General features: G+C 39.3%; 19 protein-coding genes. 6 read left to right on the plus strand and 13 right to left on the minus strand.

The window, feature by feature from the left end; genetic code table 11:
- The first annotated feature begins 109 nt into the window (after positions 1 to 109).
- Positions 110 to 3,001, plus strand: coding sequence for an aminomethyl-transferring glycine dehydrogenase (gene gcvP / locus H5079_RS09245; protein ID WP_182683935.1), 2,892 nt, complete (start codon positions 110 to 112; stop codon positions 2,999 to 3,001).
- A gap of 129 nt (positions 3,002 to 3,130) precedes the next feature.
- On the opposite strand, the gene H5079_RS09250 is transcribed toward gcvP, so the two are convergent.
- Both H5079_RS09250 and H5079_RS09255 read right to left on the minus strand, forming a co-directional pair.
- Positions 3,131 to 4,042 (minus strand): hypothetical protein, encoded by a 912-nt coding sequence (locus H5079_RS09250; RefSeq protein WP_182683936.1) that lies wholly within the window; start codon positions 4,040 to 4,042, stop codon positions 3,131 to 3,133.
- A gap of 4 nt (positions 4,043 to 4,046) precedes the next feature.
- Positions 4,047 to 5,882 (minus strand): type I restriction enzyme endonuclease domain-containing protein, encoded by a 1,836-nt coding sequence (locus H5079_RS09255; protein ID WP_231613351.1) that lies wholly within the window; start codon positions 5,880 to 5,882, stop codon positions 4,047 to 4,049.
- A 199-nt stretch (positions 5,883 to 6,081) separates the two neighbouring features.
- On the opposite strand from H5079_RS09255, the gene H5079_RS09260 reads away from it, so the two are divergent.
- The gene (locus tag H5079_RS09260; protein WP_182683937.1) at positions 6,082 to 7,056 is read left to right on the plus strand and encodes a transposase; all 975 of its coding nucleotides are present in this window, start codon (positions 6,082 to 6,084) and stop codon (positions 7,054 to 7,056) included.
- Positions 7,057 to 7,149: 93 nt separating this feature from the next.
- Here the strand turns inward: H5079_RS09260 and H5079_RS09265 are convergent, their stop codons facing one another.
- Positions 7,150 to 7,521 (minus strand): hypothetical protein, encoded by a 372-nt coding sequence (locus tag H5079_RS09265; RefSeq protein WP_182683938.1) that lies wholly within the window; start codon positions 7,519 to 7,521, stop codon positions 7,150 to 7,152.
- A 523-nt stretch (positions 7,522 to 8,044) separates the two neighbouring features.
- Between H5079_RS09265 and H5079_RS09270 the strand changes: the two genes are divergently transcribed.
- Positions 8,045 to 8,659, plus strand: coding sequence for an ACP phosphodiesterase (locus H5079_RS09270; RefSeq protein WP_182683939.1), 615 nt, complete (start codon positions 8,045 to 8,047; stop codon positions 8,657 to 8,659).
- 52 nt (positions 8,660 to 8,711) lie between these two features.
- Here H5079_RS09270 and H5079_RS09275 read toward each other — a convergent pair whose 3' ends face one another.
- Complete coding sequence (locus H5079_RS09275) at positions 8,712 to 9,020, minus strand: hypothetical protein (protein WP_011329115.1); 309 nt, start codon at positions 9,018 to 9,020, stop codon at positions 8,712 to 8,714.
- A 366-nt stretch (positions 9,021 to 9,386) separates the two neighbouring features.
- Between H5079_RS09275 and H5079_RS09280 the strand changes: the two genes are divergently transcribed.
- The gene (locus H5079_RS09280) at positions 9,387 to 9,725 is read left to right on the plus strand and encodes a YajD family HNH nuclease (RefSeq protein WP_041454557.1); all 339 of its coding nucleotides are present in this window, start codon (positions 9,387 to 9,389) and stop codon (positions 9,723 to 9,725) included.
- Positions 9,726 to 10,117: 392 nt separating this feature from the next.
- On the opposite strand, the gene H5079_RS09285 is transcribed toward H5079_RS09280, so the two are convergent.
- The 3 genes from H5079_RS09285 to H5079_RS09295 form a co-directional block, all read right to left on the minus strand.
- The gene (locus H5079_RS09285; RefSeq protein WP_182683940.1) at positions 10,118 to 11,095 is read right to left on the minus strand and encodes a GGDEF domain-containing protein; all 978 of its coding nucleotides are present in this window, start codon (positions 11,093 to 11,095) and stop codon (positions 10,118 to 10,120) included.
- Between the two features lie 249 nt (positions 11,096 to 11,344).
- Positions 11,345 to 11,671: an SMR family transporter gene (locus H5079_RS09290; RefSeq protein ID WP_011329111.1), complete on the minus strand. Its 327-nt coding sequence runs from the start codon at positions 11,669 to 11,671 to the stop codon at positions 11,345 to 11,347.
- Positions 11,668 to 12,006, minus strand: a complete 339-nt coding sequence (locus H5079_RS09295; protein ID WP_011329110.1) for a multidrug efflux SMR transporter — start codon at positions 12,004 to 12,006, stop codon at positions 11,668 to 11,670. The genes H5079_RS09290 and H5079_RS09295 overlap by 4 nt, the downstream gene beginning before the upstream one ends.
- Positions 12,007 to 12,107: 101 nt before the next feature.
- Here H5079_RS09295 and H5079_RS09300 point away from each other — a divergent pair, with 101 nt between their 5' ends.
- Together H5079_RS09300 and H5079_RS09305 are read left to right on the plus strand one after the other, a co-directional pair.
- A complete protein-coding gene (locus tag H5079_RS09300) occupies positions 12,108 to 13,010 on the plus strand; it encodes a LysR family transcriptional regulator (RefSeq protein WP_011329109.1) in 903 nt (300 codons plus the stop codon).
- Between the two features lie 173 nt (positions 13,011 to 13,183).
- Positions 13,184 to 13,894: a VC0807 family protein gene (locus H5079_RS09305; protein ID WP_011329108.1), complete on the plus strand. Its 711-nt coding sequence runs from the start codon at positions 13,184 to 13,186 to the stop codon at positions 13,892 to 13,894.
- A gap of 62 nt (positions 13,895 to 13,956) precedes the next feature.
- Here H5079_RS09305 and H5079_RS09310 read toward each other — a convergent pair whose 3' ends face one another.
- From H5079_RS09310 to H5079_RS09335, 6 genes are all read right to left on the minus strand, one after another.
- Complete coding sequence (locus H5079_RS09310; protein ID WP_011329107.1) at positions 13,957 to 15,696, minus strand: SulP family inorganic anion transporter; 1,740 nt, start codon at positions 15,694 to 15,696, stop codon at positions 13,957 to 13,959.
- Between the two features lie 153 nt (positions 15,697 to 15,849).
- Positions 15,850 to 18,789, minus strand: a complete 2,940-nt coding sequence (locus tag H5079_RS09315; RefSeq protein WP_011329106.1) for a TonB-dependent receptor — start codon at positions 18,787 to 18,789, stop codon at positions 15,850 to 15,852.
- A gap of 852 nt (positions 18,790 to 19,641) precedes the next feature.
- Complete coding sequence (gene dps / locus H5079_RS09320) at positions 19,642 to 20,157, minus strand: DNA starvation/stationary phase protection protein Dps (protein WP_182683941.1); 516 nt, start codon at positions 20,155 to 20,157, stop codon at positions 19,642 to 19,644.
- A 294-nt stretch (positions 20,158 to 20,451) separates the two neighbouring features.
- Positions 20,452 to 22,320: a bifunctional glutathionylspermidine amidase/synthase gene (gene gss / locus H5079_RS09325; protein ID WP_182683956.1), complete on the minus strand. Its 1,869-nt coding sequence runs from the start codon at positions 22,318 to 22,320 to the stop codon at positions 20,452 to 20,454.
- A gap of 120 nt (positions 22,321 to 22,440) precedes the next feature.
- On the minus strand, positions 22,441 to 23,037 hold the full coding sequence (locus H5079_RS09330) for a DUF6515 family protein (RefSeq protein ID WP_011329103.1): 597 nt from the start codon (positions 23,035 to 23,037) through the stop codon (positions 22,441 to 22,443).
- A 248-nt stretch (positions 23,038 to 23,285) separates the two neighbouring features.
- Entirely contained in the window at positions 23,286 to 24,629 is a 1,344-nt protein-coding gene (locus H5079_RS09335) for an L-cystine transporter (RefSeq protein WP_182683942.1), read from the minus strand.
- Positions 24,630 to 24,721: the final 92 nt, after the last annotated feature.

Raw genomic sequence — 24,721 nt, forward strand, 5'->3', positions numbered from 1 at the left:
CTGCTTACCTTTCCATACACTGTAAGTTATTAAATCATATTAATTTTAAGTTATTGCTGGTTACCCATTAGTAATAATCACATTTTTTGGATCATAGGAATCTGGACACATGTCAAACGCCAAATCTCTTGAGCAGTTAGAGCAAACGCAAGATTTTATTCGCCGCCATATTGGGCCAAGCCCAGCGCAAGTAAGCGATATGCTTAGCGCGCTTGAAGTATCGAGTGTTGAAGAGCTGATCGGTCAAACTGTACCTGCAGGTATTCGCCTTGAGCAGCCTTTAACCGTGGGCGAAAGCCGCACCGAAGTTGAAACACTAAGCTACTTAAAGTCAGTAGCAAGCAAAAATAAAGTTTTCAAATCGTATATTGGCCAAGGCTACCACCCAACACATGTACCGCACGTAATTTTACGTAACGTACTAGAAAACCCAGGTTGGTATACTGCGTACACTCCATATCAGCCAGAGATAGCGCAAGGGCGTTTAGAGTCGCTACTTAACTTTCAAACTATGACCCTAGATTTAACCGGCCTAGATTTAGCAAGTGCATCGTTACTTGACGAATCAACCGCTGCAGCAGAGGCTATGGGCCTTGCAAAACGTGTATCTAAAGCGAAAAAAGCCAATGCATTTTTTATTGCCGACGACGTACACACACAAACAATTGACGTAGTAAGCACCCGCGCCGAGCAGTTTGGTTTTGAAATAATTGTTGGCAAAGCAGCCGACGCTGTTAACCATGAGATTTTTGGCGCGTTATTTCAATACCCATCAACAACTGGTGAAGTGGTAGACATTACCGACCTAATTGCTGGCGTACAAAGCAAAAAGGCAATTGCCTGTGTTGCTGCCGACATTATGAGTTTATTACTATTAAAAGCACCGGGTAAATTAGGCGCAGACGTAGTATTAGGTTCGGCGCAGCGTTTTGGTGTACCTATGGGTTACGGTGGCCCACATGCTGCATTTTTTGCAACACGTGACGCGTACAAACGTTCATTACCAGGTCGTATTATTGGCGTATCTAAAGACCGTTTAGGTAACGATGCACTGCGTATGGCAATGCAAACGCGTGAGCAACACATTCGCCGCGACAAAGCCAACTCAAACATTTGTACCGCGCAAGTATTACTTGCCAACATGGCAGCGTTTTACGCTGTGTACCATGGCCCACAAGGCTTAAAAACTATTGCTCAGCGTATTCATCGCTTTGCCGATATTTTAGCTGCAGGCTTACAAGCTAAAGGCGTGAGCCTTAAACACAACACCTGGTTTGATACCCTAACGGTAGTAAGCGATAGCAAAGCCGACGTTATTGCGCGTGCACTAGCAAGCGGTGTTAACTTTGCTACTAACCGCGATGGCGAATACTCAATTGCCGTATCAGAAACCACCACACGTGCAGACGTAGCGCAGTTATTTGATATTGTATTAGGCGAAGGCCATGGCCTAAGTGTTGATGCAATTGCAGCCGATATTGAAAACAATGGCAGCACGTCAATTCCAGCAAGCTTAGAGCGTGATGACGAAGTATTAACGCACCCTAACTTTAATTCGTACCACAGCGAAACTGAAATGCTACGTTATATTAAGCGCCTAGAAAACAAAGACTTAGCGCTTAATCACTCAATGATCTCGTTAGGTTCATGTACTATGAAACTAAACGCGACTGCTGAGATGATCCCAATTACCTGGCCTGAATTTTCAAACTTGCACCCATTTTGCCCGCTAGATCAAGCACAAGGCTATCAAATTATGATGGGCGAACTGCATGATTGGTTGGTAAACATTACCGGTTACGATGCGGTTTCATTGCAACCTAACTCAGGTGCTCAAGGTGAATACGCAGGCTTAATTGCCATTCGTAAATACCACGAGTCACGCGGCGACGCTCACCGTAACGTATGTTTAATTCCAAGCTCGGCGCATGGTACTAACCCAGCGTCGGCACAAATGGCCAGCATGAAAATTGTGGTGGTTGATTGTGATAAAAACGGTAACGTAGACATGGCCGATCTTAAAGCGAAAGCAGAAGCGGTAGCCGAAAACTTATCGTGTATTATGATCACTTACCCATCTACACACGGCGTATACGAAGAAACAATTCGTGAAATTTGCGATATTATTCATCAGCACGGCGGCCAAGTTTACATGGACGGCGCAAACATGAACGCGCAAGTTGGCGTAACTAGCCCAGGCTTTATTGGCTCAGACGTATCGCACTTAAACTTGCATAAAACCTTTTGTATTCCACACGGTGGCGGTGGCCCAGGTGTTGGCCCAATTGGTGTTAAATCGCACCTTGCGCCATTTATGCCTAACCACAGCATTATTAACGTACCAGGTACTAACGAAGGTAATGGAGCGGTATCGGCAGCGCCATATGGTTCAGCGTCTATTTTACCTATTTCGTGGGCTTACATTACCATGATGGGCTCAGAGGGCTTAAAACAAGCCACTGAAATGGCAATTGTAAATGCTAACTACTTAACGCATGAGCTAAGCAAGCACTTTCCAATTTTATACCGTGGCCGTAACAACCGTGTTGCGCACGAATGTATTGTTGACTTGCGTCCGCTTAAAGAGTTGTCGGGTATTACTGAAATGGACGTGGCTAAACGCCTACAAGACTACGGTTTCCATTCACCTACTATGTCGTTCCCAGTAGCGGGCACGTTAATGATAGAGCCTACCGAGTCTGAGTCTAAGGTTGAGATCGACCGCTTCATCGAAGCAATGGTGTCAATTAAGAGCGAAATCGACAAAGTAATCTCTGGCGAATGGTCTATCGAAAACAACCCGTTAGTGTTTGCACCGCACACCCAAGGCGACGTGTTAGGTAACGAATGGGACCGTGCATACGACCGTTTTTACGCAGCATTCCCAGTGGCAAGCGTGGCTAAAAACAAGTTCTGGCCAACCGTAACACGTATTGACGACGTATACGGCGACCGCAACTTAGTGTGTGCTTGCCCACCGGTTGAGACATACCGCGATTAATAATTGTTATTGTTCATGATAAATAAGTTTGCGAACGTGAATAAATAAGTTTGCGAATGGATAAAAGGTGAGCCTAGTGGCTCACCTTTTCTATTTTTTTGAGGATATGAATTAATTATTTAAGCGTTATTATCTAATATAATTAAAAGTTATTTGATTACCATCAATAGTTTTTACTGCTAATGGAAAACCAATTTCATATGTAGTATCGTTTTTAACTGTTTGAACTACATAATCAGTAATGTCCTCTTGTAATGTATTGCCTGTGGTCATGGCTTTTTGAGCGACATTTTTTGCCTGTGGACCATAGGTATTAATCATTCCTAAGATGCCAATATCGTTTGCTTGTACCAAATCCTTTTGGCAATAAGCTTCAACCCCACCTCCTGGGATATTTCTAATTCTAAATGAGTATGTGTAAAGGTGATCAACTTTTTTTATCGGGCATGTAAGACCAAGCATAATTTCAGTGCGCATTGCATCCAAGGCTTGTTGGTCTATGACGTGTTTCATTTTCGATTCGAGTGCCTTATTTATGGAATGCTCCACAACATCTGAGACAAACTCGGCAGATAACAAATTTTGATAATCTCGATCTGGGATAAAGATATCTTCATCATAAATGCTAGATCTACCATTTGATATCAAATTGTTTGGATCGCAGCTTTTTCTAACAACACATTCAAATTTCTCACCTGATTTATAGTCAATTCTTAGCTTCCCTAAATGACCTGTAATACAGTTGATTATGTGCTGCGCTGTTAGAGTACTGCCCGCAAAGGCGATTAAACATTTGTGAGAGTTAAATACTTTTATATAGTCGTGAAAGTTTTCACCAATAAAATGAGGTTCCCAAACATGAATCGGAACTTCTATTATTTTTCTAAACTCAGAGACTAAAGGCTTTCTTCCTGTTGCCGTTACAGTACTAATAATACTGTCAGCGACCATAAAAATACCTGAACGCCTATCTGGCACATAAGTACTGGGTGTTCCCCAAGAGAGACTGCTTTGTCTGTATCCTGCTACTACTAATGTCATTATCTTATGCTACCCACTTATTATTATTTGCAGAAAAATCTACAACCAAGCTATAAATCTTGTCACACTTCTCTTTAAATTCAATTCGACCATAGCTCTCAGGCAAGTCTTTATCTAACACTTCTTCAATTGCATTCTTAACCTGAAGTTGTGTTTGACCGTCTTTCCACCAATCTTGAACCAATACCTTCGGATGCCCATCAAGTAGCCTTAGAATTAGGTGCTTAGCTGCAAGTTTAACCTTTTGTTCCTCAGCTCTTGTAATTTTGTCTTTTTTGAGTAAATCAAAAAGTTCGAGTTCATCTTCGGTCAAACCTTCACGCATATGACGCTCATCTTCTTCCTTCATGCTTTCGGTAAACTTCATCAAGTCATCAAAATAGTTTTCTGTTGATGAGCCGCCAGCGTTATACTGCTCTACGATTTGTTGAAGTTTTTCGGCGAAATCAGTTCGGGTATGATTTTGCTCCATCATTTTGCGAAGCTTATCTTCAATAAATGCCTTGAGTTCGGCAATCTCTACGTTTTTATATTTAGCTTCCTTGAAGTCTTCCTTTAGCTTTTCAAAGTTAATTTTGGAAAGGTCCCAAGTTTTACCTTTTTGAACTATTTGATAATTGGCTTTGTGTTCTTTAACCGCAAACTTTTCAGTATTGTCTACAACAACACTCTCATCAAGCAAATCAGAAACTTTCCGAGTTAAGTCATCAATGTCTACTTGCTCAACATGCGCATCAACAATACCTCTTAAATATTGGATAACTGCAATAAGAGGGCGGCGACTTTGTTTCAAAATTTCTGGTTTACATGCCTCGAACAGGGAAGAAACGGTATTATCGTAAACATAAAAGTTCTTTCTCCACTCATCCTTGCTCAACAGGGTATCTGCAAATTCTTCAAATAATTCTATGTTTTGAAATATATCGTCACTATCAGCAATTGATTTGAGGTTTATATTTCTTTCTTTACACCAATGATCAGCTTGAGTGATTGCATCGTCTAACAATCTGAATAGCTCAGATTTTTCTTGTACTGAAGGTATTTCACCTTCTTTTTCATCCTCACCAACAACGTCGCCTTGTCCATAGTCTTTTAGTGCCTCCTTCATGTTGCGGAAAACATTGTAGTAATCGACAATTTCACCATTTTTCTTTTCGATGAACTTCCCGCTATATCCTTTTATTTTATGAGATGCCACCCGGTTCGCTCTCGCGATAGTTTGCATTAAAGTGTGTCCCTTCATAGGCTTGTCTAAATAAAGCGTTGATATAGTAGGAGCATCAAAGCCTGTTAGCCACATGGCACAAACAAAAACTATTTGAAGAGGATGTTCTGGATCTTTAAAGTTATATTCAACATCGCGACCGTGTTTATCTAATTGATCTAATCGAGCTATATGCGGCTTGATATCTAAATTAGCTTTTTCGAATCTTTCTTCATCCGCTTTCGGGTCGCTAATAACAACTGCCATTTCGACAGAGCGCATGTAATCAACAATTTTCTTAAATCGAGCTTTCTCAATGTCACTTGTAGACTTTTTAACAAGACCTCGAAGGCGCTTAATTTCTTCTTTCCAGTGATTTTGAACCTTGTCATACATTTTCACAGCAGTGAACTTGTCCAACGTGACTACCATGCCTTTACCTAAGTATCCACGCCTTGGAAAGTGATAAACAATATCCTTAGCCAGTGTTTCAAGGCGGTCATCACGCACAATTACGTGCATCTCTTTTGAAAATTTCTTTTCTAGCTTTTGCTGCTGCGCTTCATCTAAGCTTTCATCCTCTAGCAGCTCATAAAACTCATCGCTTAAATCATCATTTTGAACCAAAGGGGTCAAATCTTGACTTCATACATCAATGGTCTAGATTTATAGTTTATTGCTCATTGAGTTTATTATTATGTCTAAAACCAAAGGGGTCAAATCTTGACTTCATACATCAAACCACATCAAACCACATCAAACCAAAGGGGTCAAATCTTGACTTCATACATCAATGGTCTAGATTTATAGTTTATTGCTCATTGAGTTTATTATTATGTCTAGACCACTGCGAATAGAGTATGAAAATGCGTTTTATCATGTGATGAATCGCGGAAGAGGGCGTGAAAATACCTTTTTGAGTGATGACGATTTTAAGTGTTTTTTATACTGCATTGAGCAAGCAAGCCTTCGTTTTAATATTGAAGTACATTCGTATTGTTTAATGACCAATCATTACCACCTGTTAATAAAAACCCCAGATGCAAATTTAGGCAGAGCCATGAAGCATATTAATGGCCTCTATACGCAATATTTTAATAGAGCACATAATACAGATGGTGCACTGTTTAGAGGTCGCTACAAGGCGGTGCTGGTGGATGCTGATAATTACTTACTACATGTTAGCCGTTATATACATCGTAACCCAATAGAAACAAGTACACCGTTAGTAGATGTACTTATTGACTATAAATGGTCTAGCTATTCAGCTTTCATCAAAAAAACAGCGACGCCAAAATGGCTAGTTCGAGACTTTATATTTTCGCTTCAAGGAAAAAATCGTAAATATGCTGCGTACAAACAGTTTGTTGAATATGAAAATAATAAAGAGGTAATTACGTTTTATGGCGCTAAAAAGTTACTTTCAGTTTTGGGTTGTGACGCATTTATTGAAAAAATAAAGGGGTATATAGCAATACCAGATAGCGAAAGAAGTATTGTTATTAAAAAACGCTCAACGGATGATGTAATTGATTACTTAGCTAAATATTTTTGTATAGATACACATGATATTGTAACGGTTAAAAAAGGGCGAAAAGAGAAAAACTTGCCACGTATGTTTGCTATTAAATTATGCCAAGATTTAACTGGGCAAAATTTAAAAGCGTTAGCCGTTATTTTTAATGTTCAACATTATTCAGCCATATCTCAAACGGTATGTAGGCTAAATAAGTTAATAATTGAAGATGATAAGGTCAAATTACAATTCGAAAAACTGCGAGATAGCTTGATGTGTGAAGTCAAGATTTGACCCCAAACCTTCAACGCAAATAAGGTAGGCCGGATAAGCGGCGCAGCCGTGCCATCCGACAGTTTACATAATTGCTTAAATAAACTTAAGAGCTTACGCTTCAGCCCCCAATAAACTATCAATATAAGCGAGTTCTTCGCTAAAAATACCACTAATGAATGCACTTTGTTCGCTAATTACAGCGTCATGAGGTTGGGCTTTATAGTCTTGTTGGCACCTGACAAGTTCGGTGGCTAACCATTGGCATGTGTTGTTTGCTGTATTTATGGCTGTTTTTAAAAAAGATGACCATTTTATTTTTTGTAGATTAAAGCGGTATAGCGCGACAGCAATTAAGCTATAGGCTTGTTGCTTGGGCGATGGTGCGTTATTGCTCTTTAATGTGTAGCTGTTTAAAAGCTTGGTGCTGATAAGGGCTTGTTGCAGTGCGACTTGCTGTAATTGGCTTAAAAAAGTAGTTGTCATAACGTGTTGTGCCTCTGTGAGCTTAATAACCTGATCTCCGGATAATAAACTTATCTCAAGCAGCTATTTTCAGCGCTAACTGCGTTGAATTTACTTGCAATAGGCCAGCTATTGACGCGTAAATTCGCCTTGTTTTCACTGAAAGCCTTTGGCTAGAGAAAATAAAATTAAATATAAATATGATTCAATACGTTAGTAAATCTCTTAACCAGAGTTCAGGTTTAATAGTTAAGGTTAAGCAAGGCGTTTTATGACTCATGCAGTACCGAAAAATACAGCAACATTGATAGCAAAATAGGGCTGACTCTTTACTGAACTAATCAAACATAATTGTAATTGGGTGGGGAGCAGGTTTGTGTTGTCTTTTTTATGGGGAGCGCAGGAGCCTGTGTTTTATTGGTGAAAAAATCACGAACTAAAATATCATTCCCTTGAAGCTTAAAGCCTTTCACTTTTCCTTTATATGAATTTCATCTACAACTGCGTTATTATCTAAAAGGTATTAACCAAACCCGAGAACACGTTGAATTATTTAGCTCATCTTTATTTAGCACAGCCTACGGCCGATTCGCACTTTGGTAATTTACTGGGCGACTTTGGTGGTCAACGGCATTTAAACCAGATACCTATAACGGTAAAGAATGCGCTCGATAATCACTATTTAGTGGATAAATTTACTGACTCTCATCCTATAGTTAAAGAGGCTAAACAGTATTTTTCACCTAAGCGTAAGCGTTTTGCAGGGGTGGCTATTGATGTGGTGTTTGATCACTTTTTAATTATGCATTGGCAAAAATATAATCTACAGCCATTAAACGACTTTAAACAAACTAGCTTTGCGCTTTTGCATAAGCGTATGCTTGTAATGCCGCCGCGAATGCAGCACGTTGTAAAACACATGACCGACAACGATTGGTTTAAAGAGTACGAAACCCTTGATGGGGTAGGGCTAGCACTTGATAATATAGCCAAGCGCATTCGCTTTACTAATACCTTTGCTGGTGCTGTTGATGATATAGCAAAGCATTATGATGAATTGAATGTTGTATTTTTAGCATTTTTCCCTGAGCTGATTACGCATGTAAATCAGTTTAATCTTGAAAACGCTAAAAACATCCGTGGGTTTTATACTTTATAGCCGGGGGATTTAATCCCCGAATCTACTTTTTATCCTCGGTAATAAACCTGATTTAGCTATCGGGTGCTTCTAATGTAAATACTAAATGTTTACGCATATCTTTTAAAACAACGCCTTTTTTTAGCATGGCTGCGCTTAAGCGCTTTTGCCATTTTAATAACTCTGGCTTTGCTGCAGCTAAGGCTTGCTCGTTGTCAAATTGAAAGCACAGTAATAAGGAGCCAGGGAATAAGTGATATTGAACGTCAAACCAGCATTGCAGCATACCAGGGAGTTCTGCTAGGCCTTGTTTTTCGAGTGTATCGGCAATATTAAGGACAAGCGCTTGCTGTTTTATTTGCACTGCAGAGAGTTTTTTCATTGTTTTATCCAAGTTGTAGGCTAACAAATACAGCCATAAGTACTCATTATACCCAAGCTTTTAGGTGAGCAACAACTTTGAGGATAGTTAACCTAAACTCTGGATAATAAATTTATCTCAAGCAGCTATTTTCAGCGCTAACTGCGTTGAATTTATTTGCAATAGGCCAGCCATTAACGCGTAAATTCGCCTTATTTTCACTGATAATCTCTGGCTAGAGAAAATAAGTTTAAACATCATTATTATTATTCAATGTGTTAGTAAATATCTTAACCAAAGCTCGGTGGTTAAAATAAAAGGCGCTGTTCAAAGTGGTTTTTAAAGGCTAATCTGGGCTTATTGTAAAAAGACGGTAGTAATAAGTTAATGAGTAAAACCACGAGTGGTATGCAGGCTTATCAGCAGCAAGAAGAAGGTTATCGAATTAAAGCGTTAAGATTGTACCCTTGGGTATGTGGGCGCTGTGCACGTGAGTTTGAGTATTCTAATTTACGAGAGTTAACGGTGCATCATATTGATCATGACCATAATAATAACCCTGATGATGGTAGTAACTGGGAGTTATTGTGTATTTATTGCCATGATAATGAGCATAATAAATATCACGAATATGTGTTGTACGGCGGCACTACAGAGCAAAAAGTGGTGGTGGCTACACATAACCCGTTTGCCGACTTAAAGGCGCTGCTAAACAAAGATAAATAATGGGTAAAGCCATTTTGGCCAAGTGGTTAGTTTAGCTTACTTATTTCAAAGCTTTAGGGTCTGTTTATCTTTCAAGGTTAAATTTGCAACAGTGTGTTTGGTATTTAGGCAAGGCAGAGCCTATGTGGTGTGGTTATTCCCCATAAATAGGCGATAACGTAGAATCAATACCAAACATGCGCTGCCCGAAGGGTTCTTAGGGGCAATTAACTCTTTGTTAGGGGCGTGAGCAGGATGCAAAAGCTTTGCTCGGTTTTTGCTTATTCTTACATGGATGTAAGCCAGTAGAATAACGCAGGAGCAGTTGTCGAGCCCACTAGGTTACAAACCTCGCGCCGTGATTAACTCGCCCCTAGTTTGAACGAATTTTAATCCGCAAAGGTCAGCAGAACCTAATCGTTACTAAATACGGCGCAGTCGCGGCCTTGTTTTTTTGCTTGATACATAGCATCGTCGGCGCGTTTAAACCAGCTAGCAACTGTGGTGCCCGGTACCCAAGCTGCAACACCAAAAGATACAGTAACTGAGTTACCTGTAGGTGTTTTCAACTCGTTTTTTATTGTTTCGCGTAGCTTGTTTATAAAGCTAACTTGCTCTTTGGGCGGGATTTCGGGAATTATTAGCACAAACTCTTCGCCACCAAAGCGGTATAGCTTATCTGATTCTCTTATATGTGAATTGGTAATTGACACTAATTGCTTTAGTACTCTGTCTCCTTCGGCGTGGCCGAATTCGTCGTTTACCTTTTTGAAAAAGTCTAAGTCTAAAAACGCTAATAAATAAGTGCTGTTATAACGCTCTGCTCGCGAAATGGCGGCTAGTGTATCGTCGTTAAGCGCACGGCGATTTAATGCGCCGGTTAAAGGATCGGTACTGTTTAGTTCTGCAAGTAAAGCAAGCTGCTTGTTGCCAAAAGAGGCATATACAAAAGCACAGGCAGCTAGCATTAAGTTGGTTGTAAAGTAAGAGTTTAGTGGCATAACATCGAATAAATTAGGTATGCTCGCAATAATTGCCACATTGCTAAGGGTGAGTATGAGCGCTTCTATTGGTTTAACTAAAAAAAACGTAACGGCTACTACCGGATAAACCCATAGCATACTGTTAATGCCGTTGGTAATTATAATGGCAATAACGCCAATATTAACAAGCAATGCAATAACGGCGCTAATAACGCGCGGCTTTTTAGTGTAATGGGCATAACCGACTAAGGTTAAAATACCGCTTACAATGGCTAAGTCAATTAGCGCTGCGACTATGTTATTTTCTATAAAACGAATAATAATAAATGGCGTAATACCAAATACTGACACAATACTGAGTATAAGCAGAATAGAAAGCTGATGTTTTTCTTGTAGTTGCTTGAACATAAATGCCTCAAGGTAATAAGTATAATAATGCCAAACCTAAACTAGTGATAGCTTAAGCAAGCGGTGCGCTTTTAAGTTTTTATTTACTACTTTGTAGGTTGGCACAGCGCAACGTGTTACAAGTTATAGCGTTGCGCTATAAAATAGTCAACTAAGTTAGAAGTTTAGCCTAAAGTTAACTAAGGCAAAACAGCAGGAAAAACTAGCTTGAACTGCAGAGCACTTTAGCTAGTTTTTAATAAGAGGTATTTACGCGGGGCCAACTAATTGCATTGTCACAATAGATAAAATAAGTACTGCTAAACCAAAACAAACAACCCAGTTTAATTTATGACCAAACAACAACCAAGTTGCCAGCGCAGTACCGCTAATTGAAAGAGCTCCCCACGTGGCGTAGGCAATAAACAGTGGGATGCCTTGCACAGCGAGGGTGAGTAAGGCAAACGCGGCCATAATAAAAACAATGGCAAGTATGCCAAAGCGTTTATGTTTAAATCCGTGCGACATTTCTAAAAATACGTTGGCGGCAATGTCAAAAATTACTGAGCCAAGAATATAAAGCCAATATACTGTCATTGTTTTTGCTCTTGCATAGCGTGGCCGCTGTTAATTATAACAATGCCGATAATAGCTAATAAAAGTGCAAACATTTGGCCAATAGAAATAGCTTCGCCTAAAAATACAAATGACACAGATGCAATTAATATCATCCCCAAACCTTCCCAGAAGGCGTTAGCAAGTGCGATAGGAATTTTGCTGGTGGCTTGGCTAAGAGCAAGATAAGCTAAGCCAACCATTAAAGTTACAAATAAGCTACCTAATAGTAACTGGTCTTCGTTTACCAGCCACTTCATTACTGTTGTACCTATAACCTCAAGAGTTACAGCTATTATTAAATATATCCAATGCATTTTTCCTGCTCTTAATACTAAAACATTGTGCGTATAATACTGCTTATTATTTTTATACTATAATTGCTCAGAGTCAAAATAATTGACACTAAGGGGGCTTGATGAAATTAGAGTCGTTACAGTACTTTGTGATGATTGCACAAACCGGCTCTATTGCTAAGGCGGCAGCGCGCTTGTCGGTTAATCGTAGCACTATGAGTATGGCGCTATCGACGCTAGAGGATCAGTTGGGTACTGCGCTATTTATTCGCACTGGTAATAGTATGCAATTAGCCCCCGCGGGTGAAAAAATAATTGACGATAGCATTCGCTTAATTAACCTTGCTGAGAGTATTAAGCACCGCTGCCTGCACGATGACGAGCAACTGCCACACCGCTTAGTTATTGGCCGTGATGATGCTTTACCCGAAGCCTTTTGGCGCGAAATTATTCGCAGTATTCGCAAGCGCTACCCAGGTATATCGTTAGAAATGCACTATGCGAGTGCAAATGCGTTGCAGCAAATGGTTGAAGAGGGCTTTATGGACTTAGCTTGTTGCTTAGATCAGAGCTTGTATGCAAATACTCAGCTACCTTTACAAGTTTTGGGCTGGGTGGCATTGCATATGGTTATTGCCAAAGATCATCCGTTAACGCAAATGCGCTATGTAAGTAATGAAGACTTAGCCAGTGTGCCGCAAATTGCTTATTTAGATTTAAGCCAAAGTGACATTCAAACTAATGTATCTGAGCGTTACGATATTGCGTTAAGTAGCTTTGAGTTAATTAGGGATGCAATACGCGACAAGCTAGGTTGGGGTTATGTGCCAGAGCCATTATTAAAAGGGTTTCAACCACAAGAGGTGGCGCGCATTGCTCATGGCTATAATGTTTCGTGGCATGGGTATGTGGCTATATCGCAGCAAGTAGTTGAAAACGAGCAGCCAATAATTCGTGATATTCGCCGCCTTATTAGCGATCAGATGGTGGCTTTACCTGGCATCGATATGAGTTTGCCTGCGTAATAGAGGGCTGTTTGTGCACTTATACACAAAAAATAATTGCTCCCTTTCGGCTTTTTAATCAATACAAAAACGACAAGCTAGAATGGCGAAGGTATTGCGAGTATTATAGCCTTTGGCAGTAGCGAAGAGGTGCTCTTTTCGTCTTAGCAATAATATATTAATGGAAGTAACGAATGACAACCAGTGGTCAAAATAACAGTAAAGGTAAAAAAAACAATCCATTATTTGAGGTCGTTTTTAATATTATAGTGCCTTCAATTATTTTAATGAAGTTTTCGGGGCCTGAATATTTAGGAACCGTTGTAGGGTTAATTGTCGCGCTTATATTTCCTGTGGGTTACGGTATTTATGATTTTATTAAAGCACGCTCGTTAAATTTTATTTCATTATTAGGTTTTTTAAGTACTTTATTAACGGGTGGCATTGCGCTGTTTGAGCTTAATGTAGAATGGTTGGCAATAAAAGAAGCGGCTATACCGGGTATTATTGGCCTGACTGTTTTAATGTCGGGTTTTTTTGGTAAGCCATTATTGGCAAAGGTGCTGTTAAACTCGATTTTATTTAAGTTAGATGTAATTTACGATACGTTAGATGCGCGCGGTAATACCCAGCGTTTTAAGCAGCAAATTACCAAGGCTAATTATATTTTAGCGCTTACTTTTGCTTTTTCATCAACTATGAATTACGTGCTTGCTAAGTGGATAGTGACCAGCCCTGCGGGTACGGTAGAGTTTAACGAGCAGCTTGGTGAAATGACCTTGCTCAGTTACCCTATTATTGCTATTCCGTCTATGTTGGCAATGATTGGTATTTTCTTTTATGTGATTAAAGTAATTACTAAATTAACCGGCATGAAGTTTGAACAAATGGTTCATTCACAGTAATTTAAGTTACTAAGTTTTTAGTATAAAAGGCTTACAACTATGTGTTGTAAGCCTTTTTGCGTTTATAGCGGCTCGGGTTTTGCCTCATTGGTATGAGCTTCAAATAAGGCGACTTCGTCGGTAGGCTGGCTTACGCTATTTTTTTGTAGCGCAACATATAGATCGGAGTGAACATAAATGCCATTTTTACCCGATACCATTCCGGCAATTTCAAACCACGATAGAAGCTGGCGTTTTCTACCTGCTAGCTCAAGGCTAATGCCACGCTTTTTAAATATAACGTCTAAATCGGCAAGCATGGCCATAACGCTTAAATCTAAATGGGTAAAGCAAGGTACGGCATCAATAATAACGCATTGGGTATCGTCTTTTTGTTTTGCGTATTGCTCAAGTAATCTGCGTTTAAAGTAACTGGCATTAAAGTAAGTTAATGGCGAATTAAAGCGGTAAATAAATACCCCTTGCACGGCTTTTGCTTTATCGGTGGCATCTAAGCTTCTTACCACGCCTTTTATATCTACGCCTAATATGTTGTCGGTAGGGCGCATTACGGTGCGAATAAATTGAAATAAACCCAGTAATACAGCAAGCGTAATACCCGGAATAACACCAATAAACAGCACTGCAAACAAGGTGGCTAAGGCAAGGTAAAACGCCTGCTTATCTTTAAACTTTAGTTGCCATACCGCTTTTAAATCTAACAAATGCACAGAGGCAATAATAAGTACCACGCCGAGTGCTGCGCTAGGTATAAACTCGAGCGGGGCGGTTAAAAAAATAGCAATAATAGCAATAATAGTGGCGGCTATAATCGACACTAATTGCGTTTTACCGCCATTAGCGTCGTTAACTGCGGTGCGAGAGTCGGCGCCACTTACGGCAAAGCCTTGCGACAACGCAGAGGCGAAGTTGGCAATACCTAGGGCTCTAAACTCTTTATCTGCATCTATGTCGTAGCCATTTTTTGCGGCAAAACTACGCGCTGTTAGCATCATACTTACAAAGCTCACTATGGCTAAGTTAAGTGCCGGCACAACTAGTTCACGAATAATACCAATATCAAATACAGGGGTGTTAAATACCGGCAGTCCGCCGGTTACTGTGCCTATGGTTTTAATATTAAATTGCTCTAAATTAAAAAACCACACTAATATTGCGCCCAAGGTAATGGCAAACATTGATGCGGGCCATGTAGGCTTTAGTCGTTTCATAACAAAGTAAATAACCACAGTAAATAAGGCCATTAATAAAGTGGGAATATGGGTTTGTGATAAATAAGTGGGTACCCCCCCTAAGCGTTCAAGTAGGTATCTTTCATCAAAGGTAAAACCAAATACTTTAGAAAACTGACCCACAATGATAGTTATGGCTACACCGTTTAATAAGCCCATTAAAATAGGCTTAGATAAAAAGTCTGCTAATACACCTAATTTAAATTTACTGGCTATAAAACACCAAAAACCGGTCATGGCGGTCATGGTTACAACTAGCTGCCAGTGCTTAAAACTGTCGCCTGCGGCAAGCGGGGTAACTACTGCAGCTATAACTGCACAGGTTGCTGCATCGGGGCCAACTATTAATTGTTTTGAGGTGCCAAAAAGTGCATATAGCATCATGGGTAGTATGCAGGAATACAGCCCAACTGCAGCATTAACACCAGTTAACTGTGCATAAGCAATAGCAACGGGTAGCGCCACGGCGGCAACCGATAATGCCGCTCTTAAATCATCAGCAAACCATTGTCGTTCATAATGAAGTAAAGTATTTAAACCCGGCATAAAATTATATAAACGCGACAGCACTACCTTTCCTTATTAATAGTAATTGCTCTTTGATATTAAGTTTTATATTAAGATAAGTATAGCTAGGGAGTGGGTTTTTTATGCAATATAAAGCTACTTTTATTTAGGCATAAAAAAGCCTGCATAAAAGCAGGCTTTAGCCTTCAGGGAAAATTAAAATTTAGCGCGAATGCCTAAGCTATAACGGCGATCCGCCTCAGTGTACTTCCAAGCACCGCCTAGTTCAGATAGGTAGATTGAAGGTTCACCGGTTAAGTTTGTTGCGTTACCTACTAGGGTAAAGTTTTCGTTTATGTCCCAACTTGCAGAAAAGTCTAATTGGCCTCTGTCATCGCGGTAGTTATTACCATAAACAGTACCGTCTTGTGAAATGCTGCCGTTAGAGTTAATGTTTTCTACGCGTTTTTCGTTTTCAGTACTTAAGAAACCGTCACGGTAGTTATAAGCAAGGCGAGTAGAGAAACCTTCGTGTTCCCAAAATACTTGTAAGTTATAAGTGTTTTTAGAAATGTCTAATAGTGGGTTGCCGTTTGGCTGTTCGCTGTCTGCGTAGGTGTAGTTTGCATTAATACCTAAACCAGAAAACGCACCCGGCAGGCTTGTAAAGAACTGCTGGTAACCTACTTCAAAACCTTGAACAGAGCCGTTTTCACCGTTAATGTTTTTAACGGTATCGATGCCGGTAAGTCCTGCATCTCTAAGGCCCGCAACGTGATTAAAACCATCAGCATCTACAGGATAGTTAGTTGCATCAGAGTAAACCATATTATCTTGAGATACGCCGGCAGTATCAAGCTGACATACTTGGTTCCACTGTGTTACGTTTTGCAGTGCAGCGGTAGTTGATGAGGCAACACACGTGCTTTCGTTGCTTAAAAATGACTTAACATCTTTATAAAATAGTGCAAAAGACAATACGTTACCTTCGTCAAAGTAATGCTCTACAGATAAGTCGTATTGGGTTGCGCGGTATGGTTCTAAATCAATAGCTCCTTGAGTTGCACCGGTTCGGTCGTTATTTACGTCAAATGCAGGGCTTAGCTCGCTAAAGTCGGCTCTGCGCATAACTTTTGCCGCAGCAAAGCGAAATAGTGTTTCGTCTGAATAGTTATATGTCACGTTTAAGCTAGGTAAAAAGTCGGTGTAATCATTTTCACCCGTCACTTTTACACCGTTTTGGTAAACACTTGACTCAAGATCTGTTGTTACATAACGAGCGCCCACAATGGCTGTAACGCTATCAAAATCTAAATAAGCCGATATATAAATTGCAGCGGTGTCTTCAACTACATTTTTGTATGCGCTTTCTTGAAACTCTTGATTGTCGTGTAAGCTCCCAGTAGACGCTAAATTAGTGCCTGCTAATAGTTGTTGTAATTGAGCATACGTATTACTTGGGTTAGATAAGCCATTATAAGTAAGGAATGTTAATAGATCGTTTTGACCAGAGTGACCCAGTTGATTAAAAGAGTTATCGTGGCTCATAGTTGTAAAGCTGCCAGGGAACAGCGCGTTATAATCATCGGCCCATAAAGTTGCTAATGACCCATCTGAGTCGTTAATAGCGTTTTTATAAATATCTTTAATTTCTACTTTGTATTGTTCATATTCGTAATCACGTTTAGTAGCGCGAACACCTGCTTTTACTTTAGAGATCCAGTTTGCACTGCTTAACGGCTCAAACATTTCAATATCAAAACGAACCGCTGTTTCATCATTATTGGTTTTTCTATCTTCACTTTTGAATGTTCTTAATGCTAAGTTTTGTGGATTAGTAAATGCAGTTGGATCTGAGTGTATAATGCTTGGTAAGCGATTACCGTCTTGTGAAAATGCGCCATCATATAAATGGTTTACTAAATCAACACCGCCACTGGCTTCAAACGTCGATTTTTCGATTGGACGCAATGTAAATTCTGAGTCTGGTCTTATGCTTTCAGAGGATGCAACAGCAACTTCACCAGAAATTTTGATGCTATCGGTAAGACTCCATTCTGCACCAAGTGCATTTGAAAACGAGTCAGTATCACGAAAATCACTGTATGTTTTAGGAATACCAAATTCGTTAGTTAACGTATAGTTATTTACGCCGTTAGCGTCTTGTGTGGTGTTTGCATCTGTTGATAGTGAACCTGCTACACCTAAAATAGAGTTACCAGCTTGCTCACCAGAGCGCTTAGTACCACTTAAATCAAGGTATACCATGCCATTACCCGAGTGTGGTGCCCACTGAAGTGATAAATTTACAGCAGTACGTTCACGTTTCTCTACATATTGCTCAATACTGTGCTCATCTCTGACGATGGCGTTACCGCTTGGTGTGTTTCCTTCTTGAGCGTTAATTACTATGTCTTGAGGTTTTACGCGGCTAGACGTTTCGTCTTGGCGAATTTCGCGATCTTGATATGAAAACATAGCAATGGCACCAAACGTGCCCATTTCATCAAAATCCCAATTATTACCAACAGATCCACTGAAAATAGGCGCTACGTTTTCGGTTTTATCTGCATATTCTGCATCTAATGACATGGCCGCTGTTAGTTTATCTAATTCTAATGGGCGAACCGTTCTTAAACTAACCGTACCACCCAGTGCGCCTTCAATCATATCGGCAGTTGGCGACTTAACAACTTCTACTGTTTTTAAGAAACTTGATGGAAAATCTTGAAGGCTAATGCCATCACGAGAATCGCCAATAGTAGAGCGACCATTTAATTCAACCCGGTTTTGCGGTAAACCACGAATCGAAACACTATCACCCACACCAAAGTCAGAATTAATAGATACACCAGTAATACGTTGCAGGGCTTCGGCAATATTATTGTCTGGTAATTTACCAATGTCTTCAGCAACAACAGCATCAACAATACGACCGTCAGTACGTTTAAGCATTGCAGCTGCTTTCATACTGTTAAGAATTCCTTTTACTTCAATAACCTCTATGTTTTTATCTGCTGTGGCTGAGGTGTTTTCAGACTCTTGTGCAGCTAAAGTAGATGATGTCATTAAAATAAGTGCGGCCGCGCTAATAAGTGCAGGATTACTTTTATGTTGTTTATTGATTAGTGAGGAAGTAATTCGATTAAGCTTCATGTATCTCTCCCGTTTGGGTAATTGTGTGTTGATGATGCGCTTTGGTTTACCAATTTTTCAGCGTTTTACTTTTTTTTGGTAATGCGTAAAGTGTGGTTAAAATTAGTCCAATTAAGTTTTAATTTCAAGCTTTGTTTACCAGTAATGTGAATTTGGTATTACAATTTTGGTTTCTTTTTGTTTAATATTTAACAAATTTAACAAGTTATGTTTTTAATTTATTTTGTAATCGCAGTTAAAAAGTTTAATTTAATGTTGGTATATAGGTTTGTTATTGCTATTTATTAATTATAATTTTTAAAAGCAAGGTGAGTTTAACCTTACTTATTTGGGAAGGTTGGGGTTTTAACCTATAAAAAAATTCATTGTTTTAGATAAGAAAGTGCTGATAAGTACCAAGGCGATAAAAAGAAATTAACTTACTGAGGGTGTATGAGGCGTTTATTTAAAATAAGAAATGTAAATTACTTACTGGTAATGGCTTTGTAGTTTTTATTTTAAGTTTAAAATGTAGTTGGTTAACCAATTTAGTTGCTAATATAAATAAAATATCGACTGGTAATAATAGTATAAAATTTAAATGCAGATGTACGAGGGGTTAATCGGGGGAAGTTCTTTTTTATGCACTTGCTGAGCGTGACATTATTTAATGGCTACTTGGGGGTAAACTTTTTAAGAGCAAAATGTAGATACTTTGCTATGTATGATGTGCAATTATTTTAGTAGGTTATTATTTTAGTAAGTTATTAGCACTTAAAAAGCCCGCATTATTAATAATGCGGGCTTTTCTTAATTTTAAATTATTAACTAACAATAAATATTTAGCTATGTATGCCAGTTATAATAGTGCACCTACTTTTGTAGTTCACCTGTTGATGATTCAAGGTGAGCACGAATAAACCATTGAAATTGCTCTAGCTCGGCTAGTTGGCTGGTGATCATATCCTCAGAAACCGGATCAAGATCAGCAAGCGTATCTATGGCTTTACGATGATCGCTATTAATACCGCTATATACATTATCGAGTGCAGTTAAATGCTCGGTAACGAGGGCTTTACCAATTGAGTACTCGTCCCATGTACGGCGATCAACAATTGATTTTGGCGTACCAACAGGTACTCCACCTAGCGTTGCGATGCGCTCAGCAATGGTGTCTGTCATTTCGCGTACAACCGCAACTTGTGGGTCTAGCATTTCATGCACGCCAATAAAATTAGGGCCAACTACGTTCCAGTGAATATGTTTAAGGGTAAGTTGTAAGTCAATTAGCGCAACCATACGATTGTCGAGTGTAGAGATAGTTTTTTCTGCTGAATCGTTACTCATACCTGGAGCGGTAAATTTAGCTGTTTTGTTACTATTACTCATAATTTCTCCTACTTAATTATTTTGCCTATTAATTACTATATGAACATACTTTACTTTATTTAAAGCAATCACCATGCCGAGAAGGGATTTTAAATAAAGTTGTTTATATACAATCAGATAGGGTTTTCAATATGAGGGGAAGAATGATGTTAAATATTACATATTTGAAAACTATGCACTTTTTTGTAAATTATGCACAGTGTAATAAATATAATAGCTAAAGGGCTTAGCTATTATATTTAATGCTAAGCCCTAAAACTAAGCCCGCAAAGTATTGTTTATTAATTTGACGAGTTATTCAATCCGCAGTGCCATACAGTCACTATTGCCATTAATAATCATGCTTTTATCGACTCGCACACCCGCACCAGAATATTTTCCTGCTGTGGTAAAACTGCATATTTGTACAAAGTAATCGTCTACTTTTGGTAGCGCAAATAATTGCTGATATATTTGCTCTTGGGATGCAAAGTGTCCGGCGGTTTCCTCAATGGTTTGTTGTTGCTGATCGACTAGTTGAATATTTGCTCCGCAGCGGCCAACAATGGGTTTTACTACATAGCCGGTTTGTAATAATTCATCACTGAGCTCAAACGCGGTATTGAGCAAATATTTATGATTAGGAAATAAACTCCACAGCACCGGTAAGATTGCTTTATTACTGGGGATCAGTGTCCATAGTGGTTCAAAAACCATGACATTTTTACGCAATAATACATCAGCCAACCGCGGGGTTGCTCCTGCTTGCCATTGCGGCTCAAAATTATGATTTTGAGCTTGATCAGCCTCGCATTCTTCACGAATTTGCTCAAGTGCAGTTTCCCACGACCAGGTTTTCCATACATAATTAAGTTTATTGCCATCGGCATCAATAATATTGCCAAAGGCATCCCAAGACAGAGTATTTAAACCAATAATAATTTTGCACTCAAAACCTGCTGCCGCAATTGTTTCTTTCATAAATAAAGCGTGGTAATGCTCTTCTGGCTCGTCATCTTGAAGAATATGAACTAAACCTTTTACTTCACTTTTTCGCCATGCTTTTACTAAGTCTTTAAATAAGTCTTGGCCTGCATCAATACCCGTTTTAACCCCAAAGTGCTTTGCCCATTTACCCTGAACTTTACCGCTTTCCATATAACACGAAGCGGAGTCGCAGTTGTATTCATACACTTTTAAGCCTGCGGGGGTTAGTGCAAAGTCAAAGCGACTGGTGATCAATTGATTTAAGCGGTTATCCCACGATTGACGAATTTTATTGAGTACTACTTCAGGTAAATTAAACTTTTTTAATAGCTCAGGGTGCTGTAACACATAATCGGTGGCATGCATAAATAAGCCATGCAGCTCATTAGTGGCGTGCTCAATGACTTGTTGGGTTGTGTGTGAAATAGTAAAGTAGCTATGTTGATCCTCTGCATTGGAGGTAAGCTTGTGGCCTTGCATCATGTCTACATAGGCGGCTTCGTCATCATTAGCAATATTTAACCATGACTTTGCAGCTTGGCCTGTATCGGCAATGTAATTAGATTTTATTGTAAATAAATCGGTGTTTATTTCAGTGGTAGGTTCTGCGTGTTCAATTTGATCAGTTTGGGTCATCCAGCCTAAAATAGTTGCATCGTTATAAGAGCATTCAATCCAATAGTCGCCATCTTTGGTTATTTTAGCTTTAAGCTCGCGGCACCAATTTTGACCTTGTGGCCATGTTTGATGGCCAACATTTTGCTCAGCAAGACGAATTTTATCAGGGTGAACTTCTACTACAATGGCAACATGGCCGGTTTCTTCAAACTCACCACCTTCTTCCCAAATAAGTAAACTACCAACTTGAGGGTGATGCTTTGCGCCATTTTTAAATGCTTGTAAGGGAAGTCTATTTTGGCTGTTAACTTCACGTACTGAGCGTAGCTCAAAAATATCGTAAGCCATGGCTATGTCATCAAAAATATAACCATGATTGAGATACATCCAGCGCCTAGCAAATTCAACGCACTGCCATTTATAACCCATATAAATGCCATCTAAATAACTGCGATAGGCACTGCGGTTAGGGTAAATGCTTTCGTCGGCAGAGTCATAGTCAGACGAGTAAACAGCAACATTACCAGGTGCGTAACCTAATAGTTCACCAAAATCACGAGCTGGAGTGCTAGTTTTCATAACAAGTTTGTTCAAAATAAAGGCCTATAATCTGCTGACTATAGGAGCGAAGTAGCTTGATAGCAAGATAAAATGCTATGCCCTTATTTAGGTTTTTATTTGCGACAGATAAAGACAGTATTAATTGAGTTTAACAGCGAGATATTTAATTACATCATCACTAACTTGCGGTAAAAAATAAATGTCATCATATTTAAAGTACTGCACCGAGCTAATAGTTACGGGCTTTGCTGCCGTTGGTAGCGAGTCGTAAAACAGCCCAAGCTTATAATTGTTGCTGTTATTTACTTTGATTGCTCGGTTAACCTGTATTTTAGGCGTATCTACTACTGTGTAGCCGTTATTTTCGGCAATATAATATACATTTTGATAGGTATAATAAGTGTTATTGCGATGCCTTAAACGTGAGTGGTATCTAGGCAGTGATCTAATATGTAAACCTCTTGGTGGCATTACCTCTCGATAGCCTCTGCTGTGTTTACGATAGTAAGTGCCATTATGGGTATTAAATACTGCACCATTAAAACGTACCGATACACTATTACTAGGAATATGACGTATCACTTTACCTGGTTTATGGTGTTTGTTATGTACATTTTGCGGATTTGCAAAGGCGTTACTTGAGAGCATAGTAAGTGTTAAAAACACTGCTAACAAAACAGTTAAGTTAATAGTGTTTAGCTTTATAGGTGTTAGTTTCACAGTTATTTGTTTCATAGTAATGTCTCGCTTATGTTTTTTATACATAACCGATATTAGAGCCTGAAACTGAATAGCAACTGATAGCGGCAGTAATTACACAAAGCTTTACATATGTTTACATAACTAAAATGCTTGTTGGTAGGGTTTTGAGCATGCTAGATGAGCAGAGAAGTGGTTGATTATGGGCTGTTTTGCGGGTTTTATATATAACTGTAGCGCAGTATAAAAAGCCCAGCAAAGCTGGGCTTAATTATTAATTAGTCTTACTGTGGCGTTTTCATTATTTTACTGGTGATCACACCTGAAGTAATAGAGCCTGACACATTAAGCGCAGTACGTGCCATATCAATTAATGGTTCTATTGATATAAGTAACGCAACAATTTCTATGGGTAATCCCATTGTTGGTAATACCACTAGCGCAGCAAAAGTTGCGCCGCCGCCTACACCGGCAATGCCAAAAGAGCTAATCACTACAATACCTATTAAGGGTAGAATAAACTCAAAAGTCATCGGGTCTATTCCCACACTAGGTGCAACCATCATTGCTAGCATTGCAGGGTAAATACCTGCACAGCCATTTTGTCCAATCGTAGCACCAAAAGAGGCTGATAAATTAGCAATAGCTGGGGGAACTTTAAGTTGGTTTACTTGTGTATCTATGTTCATTGGAATTGATGCCGCTGAACTGCGCGAACTAAAAGCAAAGGTCATTACTGGCCAAATCTTAGTAAAATAATGTTTTGGACTAACCCCAACTAGGCTTAACAGTATGCCGTGCACAACAAACATTAATAAAATAGCGACATAAGAGGCGATAATAAACGCCAATAAATTAAGAATGTCGTTACCACTTGAGTTTGCGACTACATTCGCCATTAATCCTGCAACACCGTAAGGCGTTAAAGCTATAACCATTTTAACTAAGCTCATTACAGTGGCTTGTAAAGCGTTTACACCAGTACGAATAGGCGCTGTAAGTTCGCTGCGCTCTATCATTACTTTACGTGCTGCAATGCCTATTAACACGCCAAAAATAACGACGGCAATAATAGAGGTTGAACGTGTATTACTTAAATCGGCAAATGGGTTTTCTGGAATAAAGCTAAGCAACATTTGTGGCACATTTAAGTTAGTAACATTAGCCGCTTTACTCTCTAAAGTAGTCATTTGTGCCGCTTCACGAGTGCCGGCCACTAATCCTTCTACGCTTAAGTTAAAGCCATAAGTAACCGCAATACCAACCAATGCAGCAAGGGCTGTGGTAACCAGTAAAATAGAAATACTTACAAATGAAATCTTACCTAAAGAGCCTTGGTTTTCAAGTTTGACTACCGCGGCAATCATAAACACTAATACCAAAGGCATAATGACCATTTTTAATAGCCCAACATAGCCTTTACCAACGACGGCAACCCAACTTAAAACATGGTTAATAACTTGGGGTTGTTCGGCAAATAAAAACTGTAAAGCCAAACCAAAAGCACTGCCCAGTACTAGGCCAAATAAAACGGTGCGTGATAACGTTTTACTTTTTTGCGAAAAAAGATAAATCGCGAATAACAGACCAACAAACAATGCCAGCATTAATAGTACAGCAAGCGACATAATATCCTCTTCATTAGCTGTGATTTAGCGGCGCACTTTAACGCTTTAAACTTATTTAAGAAAATACACTTTCGCTATGACTTAGAAGAAAT

The organism is Pseudoalteromonas sp. SG44-5, from assembly GCF_014164175.1.
Taxonomy (GTDB): Bacteria; Pseudomonadota; Gammaproteobacteria; order Enterobacterales; family Alteromonadaceae; genus Pseudoalteromonas; species Pseudoalteromonas nigrifaciens.